Source organism: Flavobacterium zhoui (genome assembly GCF_042787235.1).
Classification (GTDB): Bacteria; Bacteroidota; Bacteroidia; order Flavobacteriales; family Flavobacteriaceae; genus Flavobacterium; species Flavobacterium zhoui.
This window is the reverse complement of sequence record NZ_JBHZPY010000014.1, coordinates 25,163-43,300: the sequence shown is the minus strand read 5'-3', so window position 1 is coordinate 43,300 and position 18,138 is coordinate 25,163. Positions and strand designations below refer to the sequence as shown.

The 18,138-nt window shown below is 31.2% G+C and carries 14 protein-coding genes and 1 tRNA gene; 9 read left to right on the top strand and 6 right to left on the bottom strand.

The genetic code is table 11. From position 1 onward, the window contains the following. Positions 1-61: 61 nt before the first annotated feature. The 4 genes from ACFX5F_RS14360 to ACFX5F_RS14345 all read right to left on the bottom strand — a co-directional run bounded on the left by ACFX5F_RS14360 (position 62) and on the right by ACFX5F_RS14345 (position 7,871). Positions 62-913: an N-acetylglucosamine kinase gene (locus ACFX5F_RS14360; protein WP_379852701.1), complete on the bottom strand. Its 852-nt coding sequence runs from the start codon at positions 911-913 to the stop codon at positions 62-64. Positions 914-1,052: 139 nt separating this feature from the next. Then, positions 1,053-2,057: a type I glyceraldehyde-3-phosphate dehydrogenase gene (gene gap / locus ACFX5F_RS14355; protein ID WP_073211298.1), complete on the bottom strand. Its 1,005-nt coding sequence runs from the start codon at positions 2,055-2,057 to the stop codon at positions 1,053-1,055. 76 nt (positions 2,058-2,133) lie between these two features. After that, positions 2,134-3,120 carry a 6-phosphofructokinase gene (pfkA, locus tag ACFX5F_RS14350; protein WP_379852700.1) on the bottom strand — a complete coding sequence of 329 codons (987 nt, stop codon included), beginning with the start codon at positions 3,118-3,120 and terminating at the stop codon, positions 2,134-2,136. 317 nt (positions 3,121-3,437) lie between these two features. Further along, complete coding sequence (locus tag ACFX5F_RS14345; protein WP_379852779.1) at positions 3,438-7,871, bottom strand: translocation/assembly module TamB domain-containing protein; 4,434 nt, start codon at positions 7,869-7,871, stop codon at positions 3,438-3,440. A 210-nt stretch (positions 7,872-8,081) separates the two neighbouring features. Between ACFX5F_RS14345 and tsaD the strand changes: the two genes are divergently transcribed. The 9 genes from tsaD to ACFX5F_RS14300 all read left to right on the top strand — a co-directional run bounded on the left by tsaD (position 8,082) and on the right by ACFX5F_RS14300 (position 17,296). After that, positions 8,082-9,104: a tRNA (adenosine(37)-N6)-threonylcarbamoyltransferase complex transferase subunit TsaD gene (gene tsaD / locus ACFX5F_RS14340; protein WP_379852699.1), complete on the top strand. Its 1,023-nt coding sequence runs from the start codon at positions 8,082-8,084 to the stop codon at positions 9,102-9,104. A gap of 3 nt (positions 9,105-9,107) precedes the next feature. After that, positions 9,108-9,815, top strand: a complete 708-nt coding sequence (locus ACFX5F_RS14335; protein ID WP_379852698.1) for a 16S rRNA (uracil(1498)-N(3))-methyltransferase — start codon at positions 9,108-9,110, stop codon at positions 9,813-9,815. A gap of 23 nt (positions 9,816-9,838) precedes the next feature. Next, positions 9,839-10,477 carry a DUF4159 domain-containing protein gene (locus ACFX5F_RS14330; protein WP_379852697.1) on the top strand — a complete coding sequence of 213 codons (639 nt, stop codon included), beginning with the start codon at positions 9,839-9,841 and terminating at the stop codon, positions 10,475-10,477. 372 nt (positions 10,478-10,849) lie between these two features. Further along, positions 10,850-11,800, top strand: coding sequence for a zinc metalloprotease (locus tag ACFX5F_RS14325; RefSeq protein ID WP_379852696.1), 951 nt, complete (start codon positions 10,850-10,852; stop codon positions 11,798-11,800). A gap of 479 nt (positions 11,801-12,279) precedes the next feature. Next, positions 12,280-13,230, top strand: a complete 951-nt coding sequence (locus ACFX5F_RS14320) for a zinc metalloprotease (protein WP_379852695.1) — start codon at positions 12,280-12,282, stop codon at positions 13,228-13,230. A gap of 196 nt (positions 13,231-13,426) precedes the next feature. Continuing rightward, positions 13,427-14,377 carry a zinc metalloprotease gene (locus ACFX5F_RS14315; RefSeq protein WP_379852694.1) on the top strand — a complete coding sequence of 317 codons (951 nt, stop codon included), beginning with the start codon at positions 13,427-13,429 and terminating at the stop codon, positions 14,375-14,377. 74 nt (positions 14,378-14,451) lie between these two features. After that, complete coding sequence (locus tag ACFX5F_RS14310; protein WP_379852693.1) at positions 14,452-15,543, top strand: AI-2E family transporter; 1,092 nt, start codon at positions 14,452-14,454, stop codon at positions 15,541-15,543. 2 nt (positions 15,544-15,545) lie between these two features. Continuing rightward, positions 15,546-16,727 (top strand): THUMP-like domain-containing protein, encoded by a 1,182-nt coding sequence (locus ACFX5F_RS14305; RefSeq protein WP_379852692.1) that lies wholly within the window; start codon positions 15,546-15,548, stop codon positions 16,725-16,727. A gap of 2 nt (positions 16,728-16,729) precedes the next feature. Beyond that, positions 16,730-17,296: a hypothetical protein gene (locus ACFX5F_RS14300; RefSeq protein WP_379852691.1), complete on the top strand. Its 567-nt coding sequence runs from the start codon at positions 16,730-16,732 to the stop codon at positions 17,294-17,296. On the opposite strand, the gene ACFX5F_RS14295 is transcribed toward ACFX5F_RS14300, so the two are convergent. Next, positions 17,297-17,953 (bottom strand): M15 family metallopeptidase, encoded by a 657-nt coding sequence (locus tag ACFX5F_RS14295; RefSeq protein WP_379852690.1) that lies wholly within the window; start codon positions 17,951-17,953, stop codon positions 17,297-17,299. It abuts the gene before it with no gap. Positions 17,954-18,046: 93 nt separating this feature from the next. Continuing rightward, positions 18,047-18,120 (bottom strand) — tRNA-Arg (locus tag ACFX5F_RS14290). Between the last annotated feature and the right edge of the window lie 18 nt (positions 18,121-18,138).

Sequence of the window (18,138 nt, the reverse complement as noted above, 5' to 3'; positions counted from 1 at the left end):
TTTTTACAAGTAAATCAGTAGTGTTTTTTATTTATGGAAAACGGAACAATCCTTCTTAAAACTATTTATTTGCTATATGATAAGCAATAAGTCCGTCAATTGGTCTTCTAAGAACATTTCCTAATTTCAATTCATATTTATCAAAAGTCTCTTGCAATTCATCCTTCAAATAAAAGGCAATGGAACCTACAAAATGAACAGGAACTTCTTTACAGTTTTCGTATTGTTTAATGTAATTTTTTACAAAAGATTTCATCCCTTTAAAGATAATTTTTCTGCAAAACTCATTGTCTTTATGTTGAATTAGGAACTTTGCAAATGTTGCTAAATAAGCGTTTGGATTTGCTTCTTTATATAATTTACTTTTAACTGCATCAGGCTCTAAATCGTACTCTTTTTCAAATTCAACAGCTAATTCCTTAGGCATTTTGTTGAAATAATACTTTCTAATTAATTCTTTTCCAAAAACATTACCGCTACAGTCATCCATAACTATATAGCCTAATGATTGCACTTTTTGATGTAATTCTTTCCCATCAAAATAACTGCAGTTAGACCCAGTACCTAAAATACTAACAATAGCTTTTTCACCTTTAGGAGTAGTGGCATATACAGCAGCATAAGTATCCTCTTCAACGACTATAATTGCGTTTGGAAAATAGCTTTGAAAGATTTGTGAGAGAGAAATTTTCATTCTTTCAGTTCCGCACCCTGCTCCATAGAAAAACAAATGGGTAGCTTCCTTTTTATTTTGCAAAATATCAAAACGGTCATTCAAACGTTCAATTATTTCGTCTCCGTCTAAAATTTCAGGATTTAATCCTAAAGTTTGTGTTGTAAACAATACTTTCCCATCATCATCTATCGCAATCCAATCGGCTTTGGTAGAACCACTATCAACTAATAATCTCATTTTTTTTTGGTTTTTTTGGTTTTTGAATTTTGAGCAATTTAAATTAAAATACCCACAGCATAAAATTTGGATTTTGAAAAGTGCGCAAAAAATAAAATCCCGTTAAATATAATATAACGGGATTTGTAAATATAAAGAATTATTTTAAACCTGCAATATGTACAGATAAATCAATTAACTTGCTAGAATAACCATATTCATTATCATACCAAGAGATGATTTTGAAGAAAGTAGAGTTCAATCCAATTCCAGCATTAGCATCAATAATAGATGTTCTTGAATCAGAAACGAAATCTTGCGAAACAACTAAATCTTCAGTATATCCTAAGATACCTTTCATTGTAGTTTCAGAAGCATTTTTCAATACTGCCATAATTTCTTCGTAAGAAGTTTCTTTTTCAACTTTTACAGTTAAATCAACTACAGAAACATCAGTTGTTGGAACACGCATTGACATACCTGTTAATTTTCCGTTCAATGCAGGAATAACTTTCCCTACTGCTTTAGCAGCACCTGTAGAAGAAGGGATAATGTTACATGAAGCAGCACGTCCACCTCTCCAGTCTTTTCTAGAAGGACCATCAGTAGTCATTTGAGTTGAAGTTGTAGCATGAACAGTAGTCATTAATGCTTCAACAATTCCGAAATTATCATTTATAACTTTAGCCAATGGAGCTAAACAGTTCGTTGTACAAGAAGCATTAGAAACGATTAAATCAGACGCTTTTGCCGATTCATGATTAACACCCATTACAAACATAGGAGCATCAGCTGAAGGAGCAGAAATTATTACTTTTTTGGCTCCACCTTTTATATGCTCATTTGCAGTTTCAATAGTAGTAAAGAAACCGGTACATTCAGCAACTACATCAACATCAACTTCATTCCATTTTAAATCTGCAGGATTTCTTTCTGCTGTGATACGAATATTTCTTCCGTTTACAAAAAGTTTTCCTTCTTTTACTTCAACAGTTCCATTGAAACGACCGTGAACTGAATCATATTTTAATAAGTAAGCTAAATGATCTACATCTAACAAATCATTTATAGCTACAACTTCTACATTATCTCTATTGAAAGACTCTCTGAATACAATTCTTCCAATTCTTCCAAAACCGTTTATTCCTAATTTTACTTTTGACATTTTAATTGATTTTTTGTTTATTTTCTGTAACTTCATTTAAAGTCTAATTTCCTCACAATAAACTTCATTTTTTTATTTATGTAGACATGATGTCTGAAACCCTTAATAATTCTCTGTCTATTTCTGTTTTACCTTTAATAGCTTGCTCTAATGGTGTCAACGTTACCTTATCATTTTGTAGGCCAACCATGTAACTTGATTTCCCTTCTATTAACGATTCAACCGCTTTTACTCCTAGTCTACTTGCCAGAACTCTATCAAAACAAGATGGTGAACCACCACGTTGCATATGACCCAAAACTGAAACACGTACGTCATATTCCGGTAAATTAGCATCAACATAATCTTTCAATTCAAATACGTTCTTCCCTATTTTATCACCTTCAGCAATAACAACTATACTAGATGATTTACCGGAAGCCTTACTTTTTTGCAGGGATTCAAGTAATCTTTCTAATCCTAAATCTTCTTCAGGAATAAGGATTTCTTCTGCTCCTGCACCTATACCGGCATTCAAAGCAATATGACCTGCATCTCTACCCATTACTTCTACAAAAAATAATCGGTTGTGAGAACTTGCGGTATCTCTAATTTTATCAATTACATCAACAACGGTATTCAAAGCTGTATCATAACCTAACGTATGACTCGTCCCAAAAATATCATTATCGATCGTTCCTGGTATTCCCATTACTGGAAAATCAAATTCACTATTAAATAACAAACCTCCTGTAAAAGTTCCGTCACCACCAATTACCACCAAAGCATCAATTCCAGCTTTTATAAGATTTTCATGTGCTTTTTTTCTGCCTTCTGGCGTTCTGAATTCAGTAGAGCGAGCCGATTTTAAAATCGTACCTCCTTTATTGACTATGTTATTTACACTTCGAGGCCCCATTTCTTTGAAGTCTCCTTCAATCATTCCTTGATATCCTCTATAAATTCCTATACATTCTATGTTATGATAAGCGCATGTTCTAACAACTGAACGTATCGCTGCATTCATTCCTGGCGAGTCTCCGCCTGAGGTTAGAACGCCAACCTTTTTTATTGTTTTTGGCATTATTTAAGTATTAAAGTGTAAAATTAACAAACATTCAGCACTTATAGAGCTGAGTTTTTAATAAATTAGGACAGTCCTTTAAATTCAAACGTTTTCGTTAATAAGTTTTTAAAAAAGCAAAAAAATATTGGTTTTATTTAACAAAATTTAAAAAAAATCAATTATTTTTTAATTATTAACAGTTAAAGATAGTTAATAATTAAATATTTAAGAAATGAGTTATGAGAAATTAAGTAAAAGTAAGGGGAAATATTTTACAACAAAGTACAACCGAATCAATCCAAAATCTTTTATCGAAATATGATAATCAAGTTGAATTAATCCTCTTCGGGTGCTAAAGCTTCCTGATTGATGTCCGGTTTTTTAGTTTTTGATTTTTTGGGATTCGAAAAATTAATATAATCAGGAGCTAAATCAGAGTCCTGATCTTCTAAAGCAGGATTCGGGCTGCGCTCAACTCTTAATTTACGGCTTTTGAATATTTTATTGACAAATTCTTTAAAGGTATCAAAATCCACTTCGTAAGAAACCCCTACACCTTGTGTATAACCAATTCCTTGTCCTATGTAGTTTATATCATTTTCTTTGTTAAAAAGACGCAAATTCATGCTTCCGTCTTCATTAACTCTATAAAGCACTTCTACATCGCCTACAATTGCTGATTCATTAATCCCTCCAAAAGGAACCCCTACTTTTCCGTTAATTGTAATCCTTTCATTAATTTTTGATGAAATGGTAGCTATAAATCTTCCGTCAGTTTCTCTTCCAATTCTCCTATCAGCAGAAACGAAATTAAATCCAACTTTAAATTTCTCATTATCAGTACGTATTATACCACCTAACAAACTTGTAGCTGTCTCAAACAAACTTCCTGAAAAATCCGATTGATTTACTCCTTCCGGACTTAAGAAACCACCAGACGATAATAGATACAAAGCTTGTGTCTGTCTAACATCCTTGTCATTTAATTTGTATTGAATTTCAGATTTTAATACATTACTAACCGTTGGAAATTCAATATTAAAATCCGGTTCCGGGCTCGTCAAATCGCCTCGAACACCAATTATAACTTCAACTGGCACCTTTGAATTAAAGGACGAATTTTCTAAAAGCACAGCAGGGTTTGCAGTCGTTTTATATACTGCTTCTAAATTTAATTGTGCTTTCATAGGATTACCTTCCCATGTAATTGACCCGCCTTTTTTTACGGCAAATTTCTTATCGATAAGTCCGCCATATTTAAAATTATAGCTTCCTTCATACGCCTGGAAATCTCCCCACATATTAAATTTACCTAATGTGTTTATCTTAAACAACAAAGATCCAAAACCTTTTCCTTTCATTCCATGACCGGTATTTCGATCTAAAATCACTTCTACTTCGGCATCTGGGGTTATATCTAAATCAAATTCTAATTCGAGTCCTTTATAATTTCTAGTGTTTTCAAAAATTCCTTTTTCGATATTAAATTTTTCTTTAGGAGTAACAAAATGAATAAAACTATTATCGCTAACACTTTGCGCATTGTTTATAGGAATTTTAATCGTTGTTCCTTTCTCCGATTTTGCATCAACTTTTATAAAAAGTCCATTTGTAGGCCCTTTTATGGTTGCCGTACCATCTATAAATACGGTACCGTAATAAGCTGCATCATCACTGTCTTTAGTATCTAATGCTAAGAGCCTTTTTGAATTTATAGTTAAGTCTAATTTCCAATCCGAAAAATTTTTGTGCTGAATACTTCCGTTTAAAGACCCCTTTGTTCCATATTTTGTGTCTGTCAATGTGTTATCTCTAAACAAAAACCGCTCATCAGAAAGATCAATTATTGTTTTATCTTTCAATGCATAATCTACATTCAAATAAGGAATGGTCAATCCAGCATCATCAACATAGAGACGACCATTAATATCTGGCTTTTTAAGATTTCCCTGAATTGTTGAATTTCCCGAAACAAAACCTCTTATATTAGACAGAACATCTCCGCCAAGAGAGCTTAATGTTCCCAAATTAAATTTATCGAATTTTAATTTTAAATCTAGAACCGTCTCATTATTTACAATTTCAAAATTTCCATTAGCATTAAAAGATTCTATATTTTCGTTTTCAATGGTAGAATTAATCGTAAATTTTTTAAAGTTTTCATCTCCCTCAATATTAAAATTTAGAAGACCTAAATCAGTTTTATTTACGTTTAAATGATCAATTTCAATTGACGCTGTTGGCTGATAAACATTTTTATTTTGCTTGTAATGTACTTCCCCATTAATATTACCATTAAAAACAAATTTCACATTCTCGGGCGTTATCTTATTTAAATCGACATCTTTGAAACTCAATTTTAAATCTTTGTAAGTCGGTCCGTTTATATCTCCCATCAATGAGATTGCTTGATCTTCATGTGACAGAATTATATTATCAATATTGAAATTTTTAAATGATTTATCAAAAACAATTTGGTTATCCGGTGCCTCTTGTTCATTCAAAAACCATAAATAATCTTTAAATTTAACTTCTGATTTACTAATTCCAACCACATTCTTGTTATTCTTATTAATCGTGTGGTATAAATTTAGATTGTAATAATCTTCCCCCTTATCGCCTCCTTTAAATTCTGAGCGAAAGAACAAGGTATCTTTCATAGTTACATTAATCAAACTAAAATCTCTGATTTTATAATACTTATTTTTTATACTATCTAATTCGATATAAGCATTATAAAGTGGGTTTTTATTATCTACCGAAATCCTGATGTTATCAAAGGTATTATCTGATGCTTTAATCTGCGGTGAATTAAAATTTAATTTAAACTCTTGATTGTCTGAGTTAATATTTCCCTTTACAATAGTGTTAGGTCCAATAGAAATTTCAGGATAGAATATTTCAATAATTTTATTATAAATGGTAAAATCAAATTTAAGAAACTGTCCTTTTTTTACTTTATTGGGCTTATAATTCGTATAAAGACTTCCTAACGAATTAGTTATCATATTTTTTAATTGACTAAACTCGTATTTACCAACAATTTCACCCTCCATAACATCGGGAGAATTTACAACTATAGTTCGTACTCGATTCTGATCAAAACTTGATTTTATAGCAAAATCATCAAAATTATAGGTTCCTTTTACATTTTGATATGAAGTTTTATTAACATACAAATCTCCCTGAAGATTCTCAATAGTATTACCGGAAGCTTGAACCACTACATCTCCTTTGAAAATAGATATAGAATCTTTTACAAAATTTAATTTATGTAAATCAGCGTTCTCAACATTAATATGAAAATCGTATCGGCTGTCTTTTTTGCTTAAATCCAGTAAACCATCAAATGTCATACTTAAATTAGGGTCATTTACTGAAAGTTGTCCTTTATAATTAGGCATTTTAAAATTACCATTTACGACTACATTATTATAGGTGTAATTATTGTAATCAATTTGACTCACATCTCCTTTTATCGAAGTATCTAAATATTTTTCTTTAAACCCTTTTCCGTCCACATCTAAATCGAAACTTACTCTTCCTATATCCTTTCGATCAAATAAAGTACCTATGTCAAAATCTTCAATAATAACATTTCCTATATAAGACGCTTTGTCGATCACGTCTATATTTTTCATCTGTAATTTAGAAGTCACTTTTCCCAATTCTGTTACCATTGAAAAATCAGCATCAATTGTCGTAGTAGTAATATGTGTAATACCCTTGGCAGAAAATTTTCCTAATTTTTTTAGTGTGGTTGGTAGCTTTTTTCCCAAAATATCAGGAAGTATAACTATCAGCTTGTCATAACTGGAATAAAGTTTATCAAATTTACCATACATGTAAAAACCATGCTCTTTGTTTGCAAATAAATTCTTGAAATTTACATCACCTATTATCTGAGTGTTTTTGGAATCAATTAAATTTAAATTTGTTATCCTTAAATCATTCAGCGTTCCCTTAATATTTGCTTTGGTAAAAAAATGTTGGTTTTTCCCTAACTCTTTATAAAAAAATCGAATGTCATTTGACGCAATTGACGCCGTATCCAATTTTATATTAAATTGAACTTTATCCGTAAAATTGGAGAAATCCTCTATTTTATAATTTAAATAGACCGTCCCCTTTACCTTTGATCCCCTAGTTAATAAATCAAGATCTTCCAGTTTAATACTCTTCTTCGAATAACTAAATTTTGAACTTAAATTCTCAACATATAAACCACGATGATCCAGAAAGGACATTTTGTTGATTATGGTAGTGACTTCTGAGCCATACAATTGAAAATCATCGACAGAGGCATTAAGTTTAGTAAAATTAACTGATACCGGGGTCGCCCTATTCTCATCTGTTAAAATGAAATGACCATTATAAACATGAAGTTTAGAAGATTTTAATAGAAAATGTTTTTTTGACTTTTTTCCGGTTTCAAAGGCGGCAATAAACTTATCAATATTGGAGAATTTCTCGTTTTTATACGTTTTTAAATTAAAAATTAAACCATCTAAACGTAAATCTCCAAAAACCAAATCACCATCTAATAGTTTTTTTCCCTCTAAAATAGTGGTTTTAATTCGATTTGCATAAATCAAAGTGTCTTTATGATGATCCAGTATCAAAACCTTTTTAAACTTTACACCCCCAAAAATAGATACTGCAACTCCATCAATTGCAATATCAGTGTTAAAATCTTTATTAAGACTTCGGACAAAATATTGAGCTATTTTTGTTTGAACAAAAGGTGTTGTCAATGCAATACCAAGCACCAATAAAAGTAGGATAAGTCCAAGTATAGAACGAAATACTATTTTTCTAAATTTTTTGATACTTGTTTATTTTTTTAATTTTTATAATATTTTATTTTGCTTTTAGAAACAGCGGTTCTTTTAATAAAAATTCTTTAATTTTGGCTCCGCCGTAAAAATAAATATTTTAAAATCAGTTCGTCAAATATAATTCAAAATTTGTGCCTTTTTATGCAAAATCCAGAGGTTTTTATTCTTGCTATCGAAAGTTCATGCGATGATACAGCTGCTGCTATTTTACAAAACGATAAAGTCTTGTCAAATGTTGTTGCTAATCAGTTAATTCATACTCAATATGGCGGCGTAGTTCCGGAACTAGCTTCTAGGGCACATCAGCAAAATATAGTACCGGTAATAGATGCTGCACTCCGAAAAGCAAAGATACAAAAAGAACAGCTATCAGCAATCGCATTTACCCAAGGACCTGGATTAATGGGATCCTTATTGGTTGGAAGTTCATTTGCAAAATCATTAGCATTAGCATTGAAAATTCCTTTGATTGCTGTAAATCACATGCATGCTCACATATTAGCTCATTTTATCGATGAAGAAGGATTTGAAAAACCTACTTTCCCGTTTTTGGCGTTAACAATTAGCGGAGGACATACCCAAATTGTGCGAGTTAATGATTTTTTTGACCTTAAAATTATAGGAGAAACCACTGATGATGCGGTTGGTGAAGCATTTGATAAAAGTGCTAAAATACTCGGACTTCCCTACCCCGGCGGTCCTTTAATTGATAAACATGCGCAATTAGGAAATCCTAAGGCTTTTGCTTTTACAAAACCAAAAGTTCCAGGATTAGACTTTAGTTTTTCGGGATTAAAAACGGCTATTTTATATTTTATACAAAAGAAAAAGCTTGAGAATCCAAATTTTATTGAAGGAAATTTGGATGATATTTGTGCTTCTATTCAATTTACAATAATTGAAATTTTAATGGATAAATTAAAATTAGCTGTAAAAGAAACAGGAATAAAACAAATCGCAATTGGAGGAGGTGTTTCTGCCAATTCAGGAATCCGAAAAACATTAAAAGAAACGGAGAATAAATATGGATGGAAAACATTTATTCCTAAATTTGAATACACTACGGATAATGCTGCAATGATTGGAATTGTAGGTTACCAAAAATTTTTAACTGAAAATTTCGAAACTTCATCTGTCGTTTCTAAAGCAAGAATACAATTCTAGATTATGCAATTATTTTATAACATAAATATTAATGAAACCACTGAAAACTTTTCTTTTGACAAAGAAGAAAGCAAACATATTATTAAAGTATTACGAAAAAAAGATACTGATATTCTCTATGTTACCAATGGTTTAGGTTTATTATTTAAGACCGAAATTACTTTAGCTTCTGACAGTAAATGCACAGTGAAAATTATTTCTTTTGAAAAATCAGCAACTCCTAAATTTCATTTGCATTTAGTAGTAGCTCCAACCAAAATGAATGATCGTTTCGAATGGTTTTTAGAAAAAGCTACCGAAATTGGTATTCATGAAATCACCCCTATTATTTGCGATCGTTCCGAAAGAAAAGTAATTAATACAGAAAGATTTGATAAAATTTTATTGACTGCCATGAAGCAATCTAATGTATTATTTCTTCCTAAATTAAATAATGCTATATCGTTCAAAGACTTTTTGAAACAAAAACAACAAGGATTAAATTTTATAGCTCATTGCGAGGAGACAGATAAAAAAACTTTAAAAAAAGCCTTAAAACCGAATGAAAATGTTACAATACTCATAGGTCCAGAAGGAGATTTTACAGAAAAGGAAATCGAATTAGCACTTGATTCAAATTATATTCCGGTTTCTTTAGGAAATACCCGATTAAGAACAGAAACTGCAGCAATTGTTGCGTGTCATAGCGTAGTTTTTGTTAATGAAAATTAATAATTAATAACTTCTTGCGAGTCATGAAAAAAATATTTTACATAGTATTTCTAGTATCTATTTCTTCATTTTCGCAAGAAATAGCTTTATTAAAATATAGTGGCGGTGGAGATTGGTATGCTAACCCAACTTCATTGCCCAATTTAATAAAATATTGTAATGCGAATATAAACACTAAAATAAAACCGAAGCCAGGAACTGTTGAACCCAGCAGTCCCGATTTGCTTTCCTATCCGTTCGTCCATATGACTGGACACGGAAATGTAGTGTTTAGTGATAGTGATGTAATTAATCTTAGAAATTATTTATCAGCTGGCGGTTTTCTTCACATTGATGATAATTATGGCATGGATCAATACATTAGAAAGGAAATCAAAAAAATATTCCCTAGTACTGATTTAGTAGAAATCCCTTCAAATCATGCCATTTTTCAGAAACCGTACCTTTTTTCTAGTGGATTACCTAAAATACATGAGCATGATGGCAAACGACCACAGGCTTTTGGAATATTTGTAGAAAACAAATTAGTACTGCTTTATACCTATGAATGTGACTTAGGCGACGGTTGGGAAGATCCCGAAGTACATAACGATCCAATAGAAGTTCGTGAAAAAGCACTAAAAATGGGGGCTAATATCATAAATTATATCTTTAATTGGTAGTTAAAAAGCACAATCATAACTTTTCATATTTCTTTTTCTTAAAATAGTTTTTTTTTTAATTCATTCGTTTGTCCAAACATTTGGTTTTCAATCTAGAATTATTGTAGTATTTATAAACAATTCTCCTCTCTCCTTTTAATCGCTTTTCAAAGCTACCATTGACGAATTACAACAAAAGAAAGTGTTGTAATACAAATTTACCTAATACGAAGGAATTAAATATGATTATTTAAGAACTGTGGAAATAGGTGATGCAACGTTACCCATTCGTTTTTATTATTTTTAGAAATATTTTTTTATTTAAAAAATTGTTATATAATTGCAGTAATATTAACCAAAACCAATATTTTATAACAAAAGCCCTTATTTATTATGAAAAAAATTCTTTTAACCGCAACTGCATTTTTAATGCTTTTCTCTTGTCAAAATGACACAACTGAATCAACAACGCAAAATGCTACTGCTTTTACCAAACGTAGTTGTGCATCTCAAGATGTATTAGCTGCTCAATTAAAAGCTGACCCTACTTTAGCTTTAAGAATGAACCAAATTGAAGCTTTTACCCAAAATGCTATGCTGACCAATCGTTTAGTAAACGGGAAAGTTGAGATTCCAGTTGTGGTAAATGTTTTATACCTAACAACTGCTGAAAATATCTCTTTAACACAGATTCAATCTCAAATTAATGTACTGAATCAAGATTTTAACGCAACAAACTCTGATTTCAATAAAGTTCCTTCTTTATTTTCAGGTGTAAAAGCAAATGTTGGAATCACATTTGTATTAGATCAAGTAATTAGAAAATCAACAACTAAAACTTCATGGGGAACTACTGACACCATGAAAAAAACAACTTATGGTGGACTTGCTCCTACTTCACCTACTACAAAACTTAACTTATGGGTTTGTACAATTGGTGGTGGGATCTTAGGCTATGCACAATTCCCAGGTGGAGCATCTTCAACTGATGGAGTAGCTATTGATTCAAAATATTTTGGATTATCCGGAACTGCTAGTGCTCCTTACAACTTAGGAAGAACTGCGACGCATGAAGTAGGACACTGGATGAATTTACGTCATATCTGGGGTGATGCTAATTGTGGAAGTGATTTAGTATCTGACACACCAACTCATAACGATGCAAATTATGGTGTTCCTGCATATCCACATTACAGTACATGTTCAGGAACTCCGGTAGAAATGACTATGAACTACATGGACTATACTGATGATAATGGAATGTATATGTTTTCAAATGGGCAAAAATCAAGAATGGCTGCTATTTTTGTATCAGGTGGTGCAAGATCAGGATTCGGAATATAATTTTTAAAATTCAAGATTCTAAAACTCGCTACTAGTTAGCGAGTTTTTTATTAATTATAAGTCAATGGAAATAATATCATTACATAAAATAAAACACTTTACATTCAATAATAAATAAGATCTTAAATTAATCCCTTCACTGTAATTTAGTTTTCTGATAATAATAAAATCTTTACTTTATTATGGTTAAAAAACCAAGTAAATCGAATGTCTCTACATTACATTTTTTTTTAAAATATTCTTATTATATTTTAATTAGGGCACTAAATACGATAATCATTGACAAGTATTCAGTTAAAAAGTCACATTAATTATTTAATTGTAAGGTAAAACCTCATAACAGATAAATTAACTTTACGAAAACGATATAGTCGGTAGATTTTTCTTTTAAATATATTTTTTTTATTCAAAAAATTATTATAGAATTGCATTATTATTAACCAAAACCTATCTTTTATAACAAGTAACCCCAATTAATTATGAAAAAAATTCTTTTAACTGCAACGGCATTTTTAATGCTTTTCTCTTGTCAAAATGACCAAACAGAATCTACTGCTGCTGCAACAAATGCTACAGCTCGTCGTTCATGTGCATCACAAGATGTTTTGGCTGAACAATTAAAAGCTGATCCTACTTTAGCTTTAAGAATGAACGAAATTGAAGCTTTTACAAAAAAATCAATGTTAACTAACCGTTTGGTAAATGGTAAAGTAGTAATTCCAGTTGTAGTAAATGTATTGTACAACACTACCGCAGGAAATATTTCTGACGCTCAAATTCAATCACAAATCGATGTATTAAACAAAGATTACACTGCAACAAACTCTGATTTCAGTAGTACTCCTGCTGAGTTTGCTGGTGTTGCTGCAAATATTGATATCACTTTTGAATTAGTAAAGATTAATAGAAAATCAACTACTAAAACATCATGGGGAACTAGAGATGCAATGAAAAAAACAAAACAAGGAGGATTAGATCCTACAACACCTTCAACAACATTAAACATGTGGGCTTGTACAATTGGTGGAGGAATTTTAGGCTACGCACAATTTCCTGGAGGCTCATTAGCAACTGATGGAGTTGTAATTGATTCTAACTATTTTGGTTTATCAAGTGCTGCAAGCTATCCTTATAATTTAGGAAGAACTGCTTCTCATGAAGTGGGTCACTGGATGAATCTTCGTCACATATGGGGAGATGCTTCTTGTGGAGACGATTTAGTTTCTGATACTCCGGTTCACAAAACTTCAAACTTTGGTGTACCAACTTATCCGTATGTAAGTACATGTTTACCTGCTCACAATGAAATGACAATGAACTACATGGATTACACTGACGATAGAGGTATGTACATGTTTACTAATGGTCAAAAAGCTAGAATGACTGCTTTATTTGTTTCAGGTGGAGCAAGATCTGGTTTCGGAATATAATTTTTTAGATTTTAGATTTACAAACTCGCTACTTGTTAGCGAGTTTTTTTTTGCTTTACTTTTAGAGAATCATCATTTTTCTCCGATAGTGGCATATCATAATTTAAGGCTTGTAAATCCACTTTTCATAAATAATTATCGTAAATTGCTTAGTATTCAGTTGGGAAACAGTCATTTACAATTAAAAACTATTATTATGAAAAAAATTATTTTAATTGCAGCAGCATTTTTGATGTTATTTTCTTGTCAAAATGACCAAGCAGAATTAACATCCTCCGCAACAAACGCTATCCTAAAACGAACATGTGCGTCACAAGACGTTCTAACAGAACAATTGAAAGCTGATCCAGCTCTAGCTTTAAGAATGAACGAAATTGAAGACTTTACAAAAAAATCAATTTTAGTTAACCGTCTAGTAAATGGTAAAGTAGCAATTCCGGTAGTTGTTAATGTATTGTACAGGACTACTACTGAAAATATCTCTGATGCTCAAATTCAATCGCAAATTGATGTCCTAAATAAAGACTTTACTGCAACAAACCCTGATTTCAGTAGCACTCCTGCTGAGTTTGCTGGTGTAGCTGCAAATGTTGGTATCACTTTTGAATTAGTTAAGATTAATAGAAAATCAACTACTAAAACTTCGTGGGGGACCAGAGATGCCATGAAAAATTCAAAAAGAGGAGGATTAGATCCTACTTCTCCAACCACAACTTTAAACATGTGGGCGTGTACTATAGGAGGTGGCATTTTAGGATATGCACAATTTCCTGGAGGTTCTTTAGCAACTGATGGAGTTGTTATCGATTCTTTCTACTTTGGTTTATCAAGCGCGGCAAGTGCTCCGTATAATTTAGGTAGAACTGCATCTCACGAAATAGGCCATTGGATGAACCTTAGACATATTTGGGGTGATGCTTCATGTGGGAACGACTTAGTTTCTGACACTCCGGTTCACAAAACTGCAAATTTTGGTGCACCAACGTATCCATATGTAAGCGCCTGTTTACCAGATCACAATGAAATGACAATGAATTATATGGATTACACTGACGACAGAGGAATGTACATGTTTACTACTGGTCAAAAAGCAAGAATGTCTGCTTTATTTGTTTCGGGTGGTGTAAGATCAGCTTTTGGAATATAATTTTTAAGATTTTACATTTTAAAACTCGCTACTTGTTAGCGAGTTTTTTTATCTTTATATCCTAAAAAGTATAAATGATCACATCAAAAATTATAGCCAATGGAATATTGAGAGCAGTAATCGTACTGGTTTCAGTTGCTCTGTTTCTTTATTTTCTATATCAAATTCAATCGGTGCTGATTTACCTTGTAATAGCATTAATTCTTACATTAATAGGGAATCCAATTTTAGATTTTTTTAAAAGAAGATTAAAATTCAATCATACATTCGCAACAATTATAACTTTATTCCTCTTCATTCTTATCATTGCTGGGTTTATTATGATGTTTATTCCTTTGATATTATCTCAAGGTCAGAATTTATCTCTTTTAAATACAGCTGAGATTGAAAAAAGCATTGTTCAATTAATCAATCAAATTTCCATTTTCCTAGAAAGCCACCAGATTGATTCCTCAAGAATTTTAAAAGAAGCAGATATTACCTCTAAAATAAATTTTAATCTAATACCTAATTTTTTAAATGTAATCCTTGGAACAATTAGTAGTTTTGGCATGGGACTGGCTTCTGTCTTATTTATTACATTTTTCTTTTTGAAAGATCGAATATTATTCATTTTAGGAGCAAAAAAAATAATACCAGATAGCCACGAGGACCAAATTTTGAATTCTTTAGAAAAAATAAATCACTTGTTGTCACGCTATTTCATCGGTTTATTAATTCAATTATTTATCGTTTTCCTGTCCTATATTGTTGTTTTACTCATTTTTGGGATTCCAAACTCGATTGTCATTGCTTTTTTATGTGCCGTTTTAAATATCATTCCTTATATTGGACCATTAATAGCCTCTATTTTAGCAGCGATTCTAACTATGATTAGTAATTTAGGAAGTGATTTTCAATCTGAAATTTTACCTACTACTCTATATGTTTTATTGGGCTTTTGGATTGTTCAAATTATTGATAATAATGTATCTCAACCTATTATTTTTTCAAAAAGTGTCAGCTCGCATCCATTAGAAATATTTCTTGTGATATTGATGGCTGGCTTTTTGTTTGGCATTTTAGGAATGATTGTAGCAGTACCACTTTATACTATACTAAAAGTAATTGGCAAAGAATTTTTCCCAGAAAATAAAGTGATTCAATTGCTAACTAAAAATATTTAATTTTGAATGTAAATATTCTAAATTCTGAAATTCAAGAATTTATAAAAAAAAATATCGGAATCTCTATTTCAAAATTAGCATTGCAGAAGAATCCTTTTCCAGAAGTAGAATGGATTTCAATTTTGAATCAAATAGAAGCCAAAACAAAAAGTAAAGACAAACTCCCAACTTGGTTTTCAACAAAAAATATTATTTACCCCGCTAAAATTTCCATTGAACAAACTTCTTCCGAAAAAACAGCTTTGTACAAATCGACCATTGTTTATGGAGATAGTTTAATTGATTTGACTGGAGGTTTTGGTGTAGATGATTTTTATTTTGCCAAAAAATTAAAAGCTGTTGCTCATTGCGAAATTAATGCAGATTTATCAGATTTGGTAAAACATAATTTTGAACAATTAGAAGCAAAGAATATCACTTGCTATGCAGGAGACAGCTTAGCAACTTTAACATTGTTAAACAAAAAATGGAACTGGATTTATATTGATCCTTCCAGAAGGAATGATGCCAAAGGCAAAGTTTTTATGCTAAAAGATTGCTTACCAAATGTTCCCGAAAATATAGACTTCTATTTTAAAAACTCGGATTCAATTTTAATAAAAACAGCGCCATTGCTCGATATTTCGGCAGGTTTATTAGAACTTAATAATGTAAAAACTATTCATATTGTTGCTTTAGAAAACGAAGTAAAAGAACTGCTGTGGGAATTACACAAAGAATATAATGGAGCAATTACAATCAAAACGGTAAATATCGTTAAGGAAAAATTAGAAACTTTTGAATTTGTATTAAACGAGGAATCAAAATTACCCCATTTTAGTTTACCTCAAAAATATCTGTATGAGCCCAATAGCGCCATTATGAAATCTGGGGGCTTTGATGAAGTGAGTACTTTTTTTAAGCTTAATAAACTTCATAAGTTTTCTCATTTATATACCTCCGAAAATTTACTAGATTTCCCAGGAAGAATTTTTGAAATTATAAATACGATACCGTACCATAAAACAGAGATGAAAACACATTTAGAAAACAAAAAAGCCAATATAACGATTAGAAATTTTCCTGATGCAGTGGAAAGTATTCGAAAAAAATGGAAAATAAAAGACGGAGGAAATGTTTTTACTTTTTTTACAACTGATGAAAATAATCGCAAAATAGTTTTAATTTGCACCAAAATAAAATAAAAATGAAACAACTGATCGCACTTACTTTATTACTTATAAGCTTTACTTCATTTGCTCAAAAACCATGTGAGTTCAACTTAGATGTTACCGATTCTATAGGTACTTATAAATCAACAAAAGAATATATTATTTCCGAGCAAAATTTTGCCGGTAATACCAACTATATCTTTTTTTCATTAGCTTTAACAGACGGATTACCAACCTTGAATGTTCAAATGCTTCAAAAAAGCAAAGGATTCTTGAAAGCAAATTGTTTTGATAAAAATTCGAAATTATTTTTACAGTTAAACAATGGAAAAATAATCACCTTAATTCATATCGATGAAGAAAACTGTGGCTCGTTGATTCGGGATGACAAAAATTTTGACAATCGAGTAATTACAGGGAGTTTTATGTTTATGAAAGATAGTTTTGAAGAATTAAAAAATTCACCTGTATCGTTGATGAGGATTAAATATTTAACCGATACGGAAGATTATGTGGTCAAAAAAGAATTTACTTCTGAATTAAACAATATCGTTTACCAGCCTGAAAAATTCTTTATCAACACCATCCCATGTATCGAATAATCAATCACAGTTCCATTTAACATTTGAAATCTTATCATTCAACCCTGATTTCAAGTTATAGTGCCACCATTCAGAATCGAATGAATTAAAGTTGGCCTTTGTCATTCCTTCTTTTAACAACATTCTATTTGCCTTCACTTCTTGGGTTAAGTCAGTGAAATTGTGCCCTGCTTCTTTGCCGAAAAAATCAAAAGGAGTTCCCATATCTAGTTCTTTTCCATCAATAGAAACCAAAGTTATGTCGACTGCTCCTCCTCTATTATGAATGGAACCTTTGGCGGGATTTGCAACATATTCCGGGTTAGAAACAATCTTCCACATTTTTTTTTGAATATCCAAAGGGCGGTAACAATCAAAAATTTTGATTTTGTAGCCCTTTTTCTTGAATGCCGTATTCGCTTCAATCAATGCTTTCACCGTTTTTAAACGTAGAAAACATTCCGCACAATCATACACTCTTGCTTTTAAGAAATTATCAGTTGTCGCGTATTTCATGTCATACACAAAATCTTGATTATAGTCTTTTAAATTCACGAAGGCAGTATCACTAATAGAAATGATTTTTTCTTCCATTTTAGTACTTCCAACTTGTGATTTACAGGAAACCATTCCCAAAAGAAAACAAAAAAGAATACCTGATTTTAAGTAGGAAGTCATAAATATGATTTTTTTATAAAAATAAGATAATTTAGGGGTTTACATCAGATATAAAAACAAAAAAACCGATACTAATTAAAGTATCGGTTTTTGTGAAGGCAGAAGGATTCGAACCTTCGACCGCCTGCTTAGAAGGCAGGTGCTCTATCCAGCTGAGCTATGCCTCCATTGCTCATGTAAAAAAA

What these genes read in the sequence shown, in the direction of transcription:
- ACFX5F_RS14330 (WP_379852697.1), top strand. Translation starts at nt 9,839, where the DNA reads ATGAAAAAAATATTTTACATAGTATTTCTAGTATCTATTTCTTCATTT.
- ACFX5F_RS14335 (WP_379852698.1), top strand. Translation starts at nt 9,108, where the DNA reads ATGCAATTATTTTATAACATAAATATTAATGAAACCACTGAAAACTTT.
- ACFX5F_RS14300 (WP_379852691.1), top strand. Translation starts at nt 16,730, where the DNA reads ATGAAACAACTGATCGCACTTACTTTATTACTTATAAGCTTTACTTCA.
- ACFX5F_RS14295 (WP_379852690.1), bottom strand. Translation starts at nt 17,953, where the DNA reads ATGACTTCCTACTTAAAATCAGGTATTCTTTTTTGTTTTCTTTTGGGA.
- gap (WP_073211298.1), bottom strand. Translation starts at nt 2,057, where the DNA reads ATGTCAAAAGTAAAATTAGGAATAAACGGTTTTGGAAGAATTGGAAGA.
- tsaD (WP_379852699.1), top strand. Translation starts at nt 8,082, where the DNA reads ATGCAAAATCCAGAGGTTTTTATTCTTGCTATCGAAAGTTCATGCGAT.
- ACFX5F_RS14360 (WP_379852701.1), bottom strand. Translation starts at nt 913, where the DNA reads ATGAGATTATTAGTTGATAGTGGTTCTACCAAAGCCGATTGGATTGCG.
- ACFX5F_RS14310 (WP_379852693.1), top strand. Translation starts at nt 14,452, where the DNA reads ATGATCACATCAAAAATTATAGCCAATGGAATATTGAGAGCAGTAATC.
- ACFX5F_RS14315 (WP_379852694.1), top strand. Translation starts at nt 13,427, where the DNA reads ATGAAAAAAATTATTTTAATTGCAGCAGCATTTTTGATGTTATTTTCT.
- ACFX5F_RS14325 (WP_379852696.1), top strand. Translation starts at nt 10,850, where the DNA reads ATGAAAAAAATTCTTTTAACCGCAACTGCATTTTTAATGCTTTTCTCT.
- pfkA (WP_379852700.1), bottom strand. Translation starts at nt 3,120, where the DNA reads ATGCCAAAAACAATAAAAAAGGTTGGCGTTCTAACCTCAGGCGGAGAC.
- ACFX5F_RS14320 (WP_379852695.1), top strand. Translation starts at nt 12,280, where the DNA reads ATGAAAAAAATTCTTTTAACTGCAACGGCATTTTTAATGCTTTTCTCT.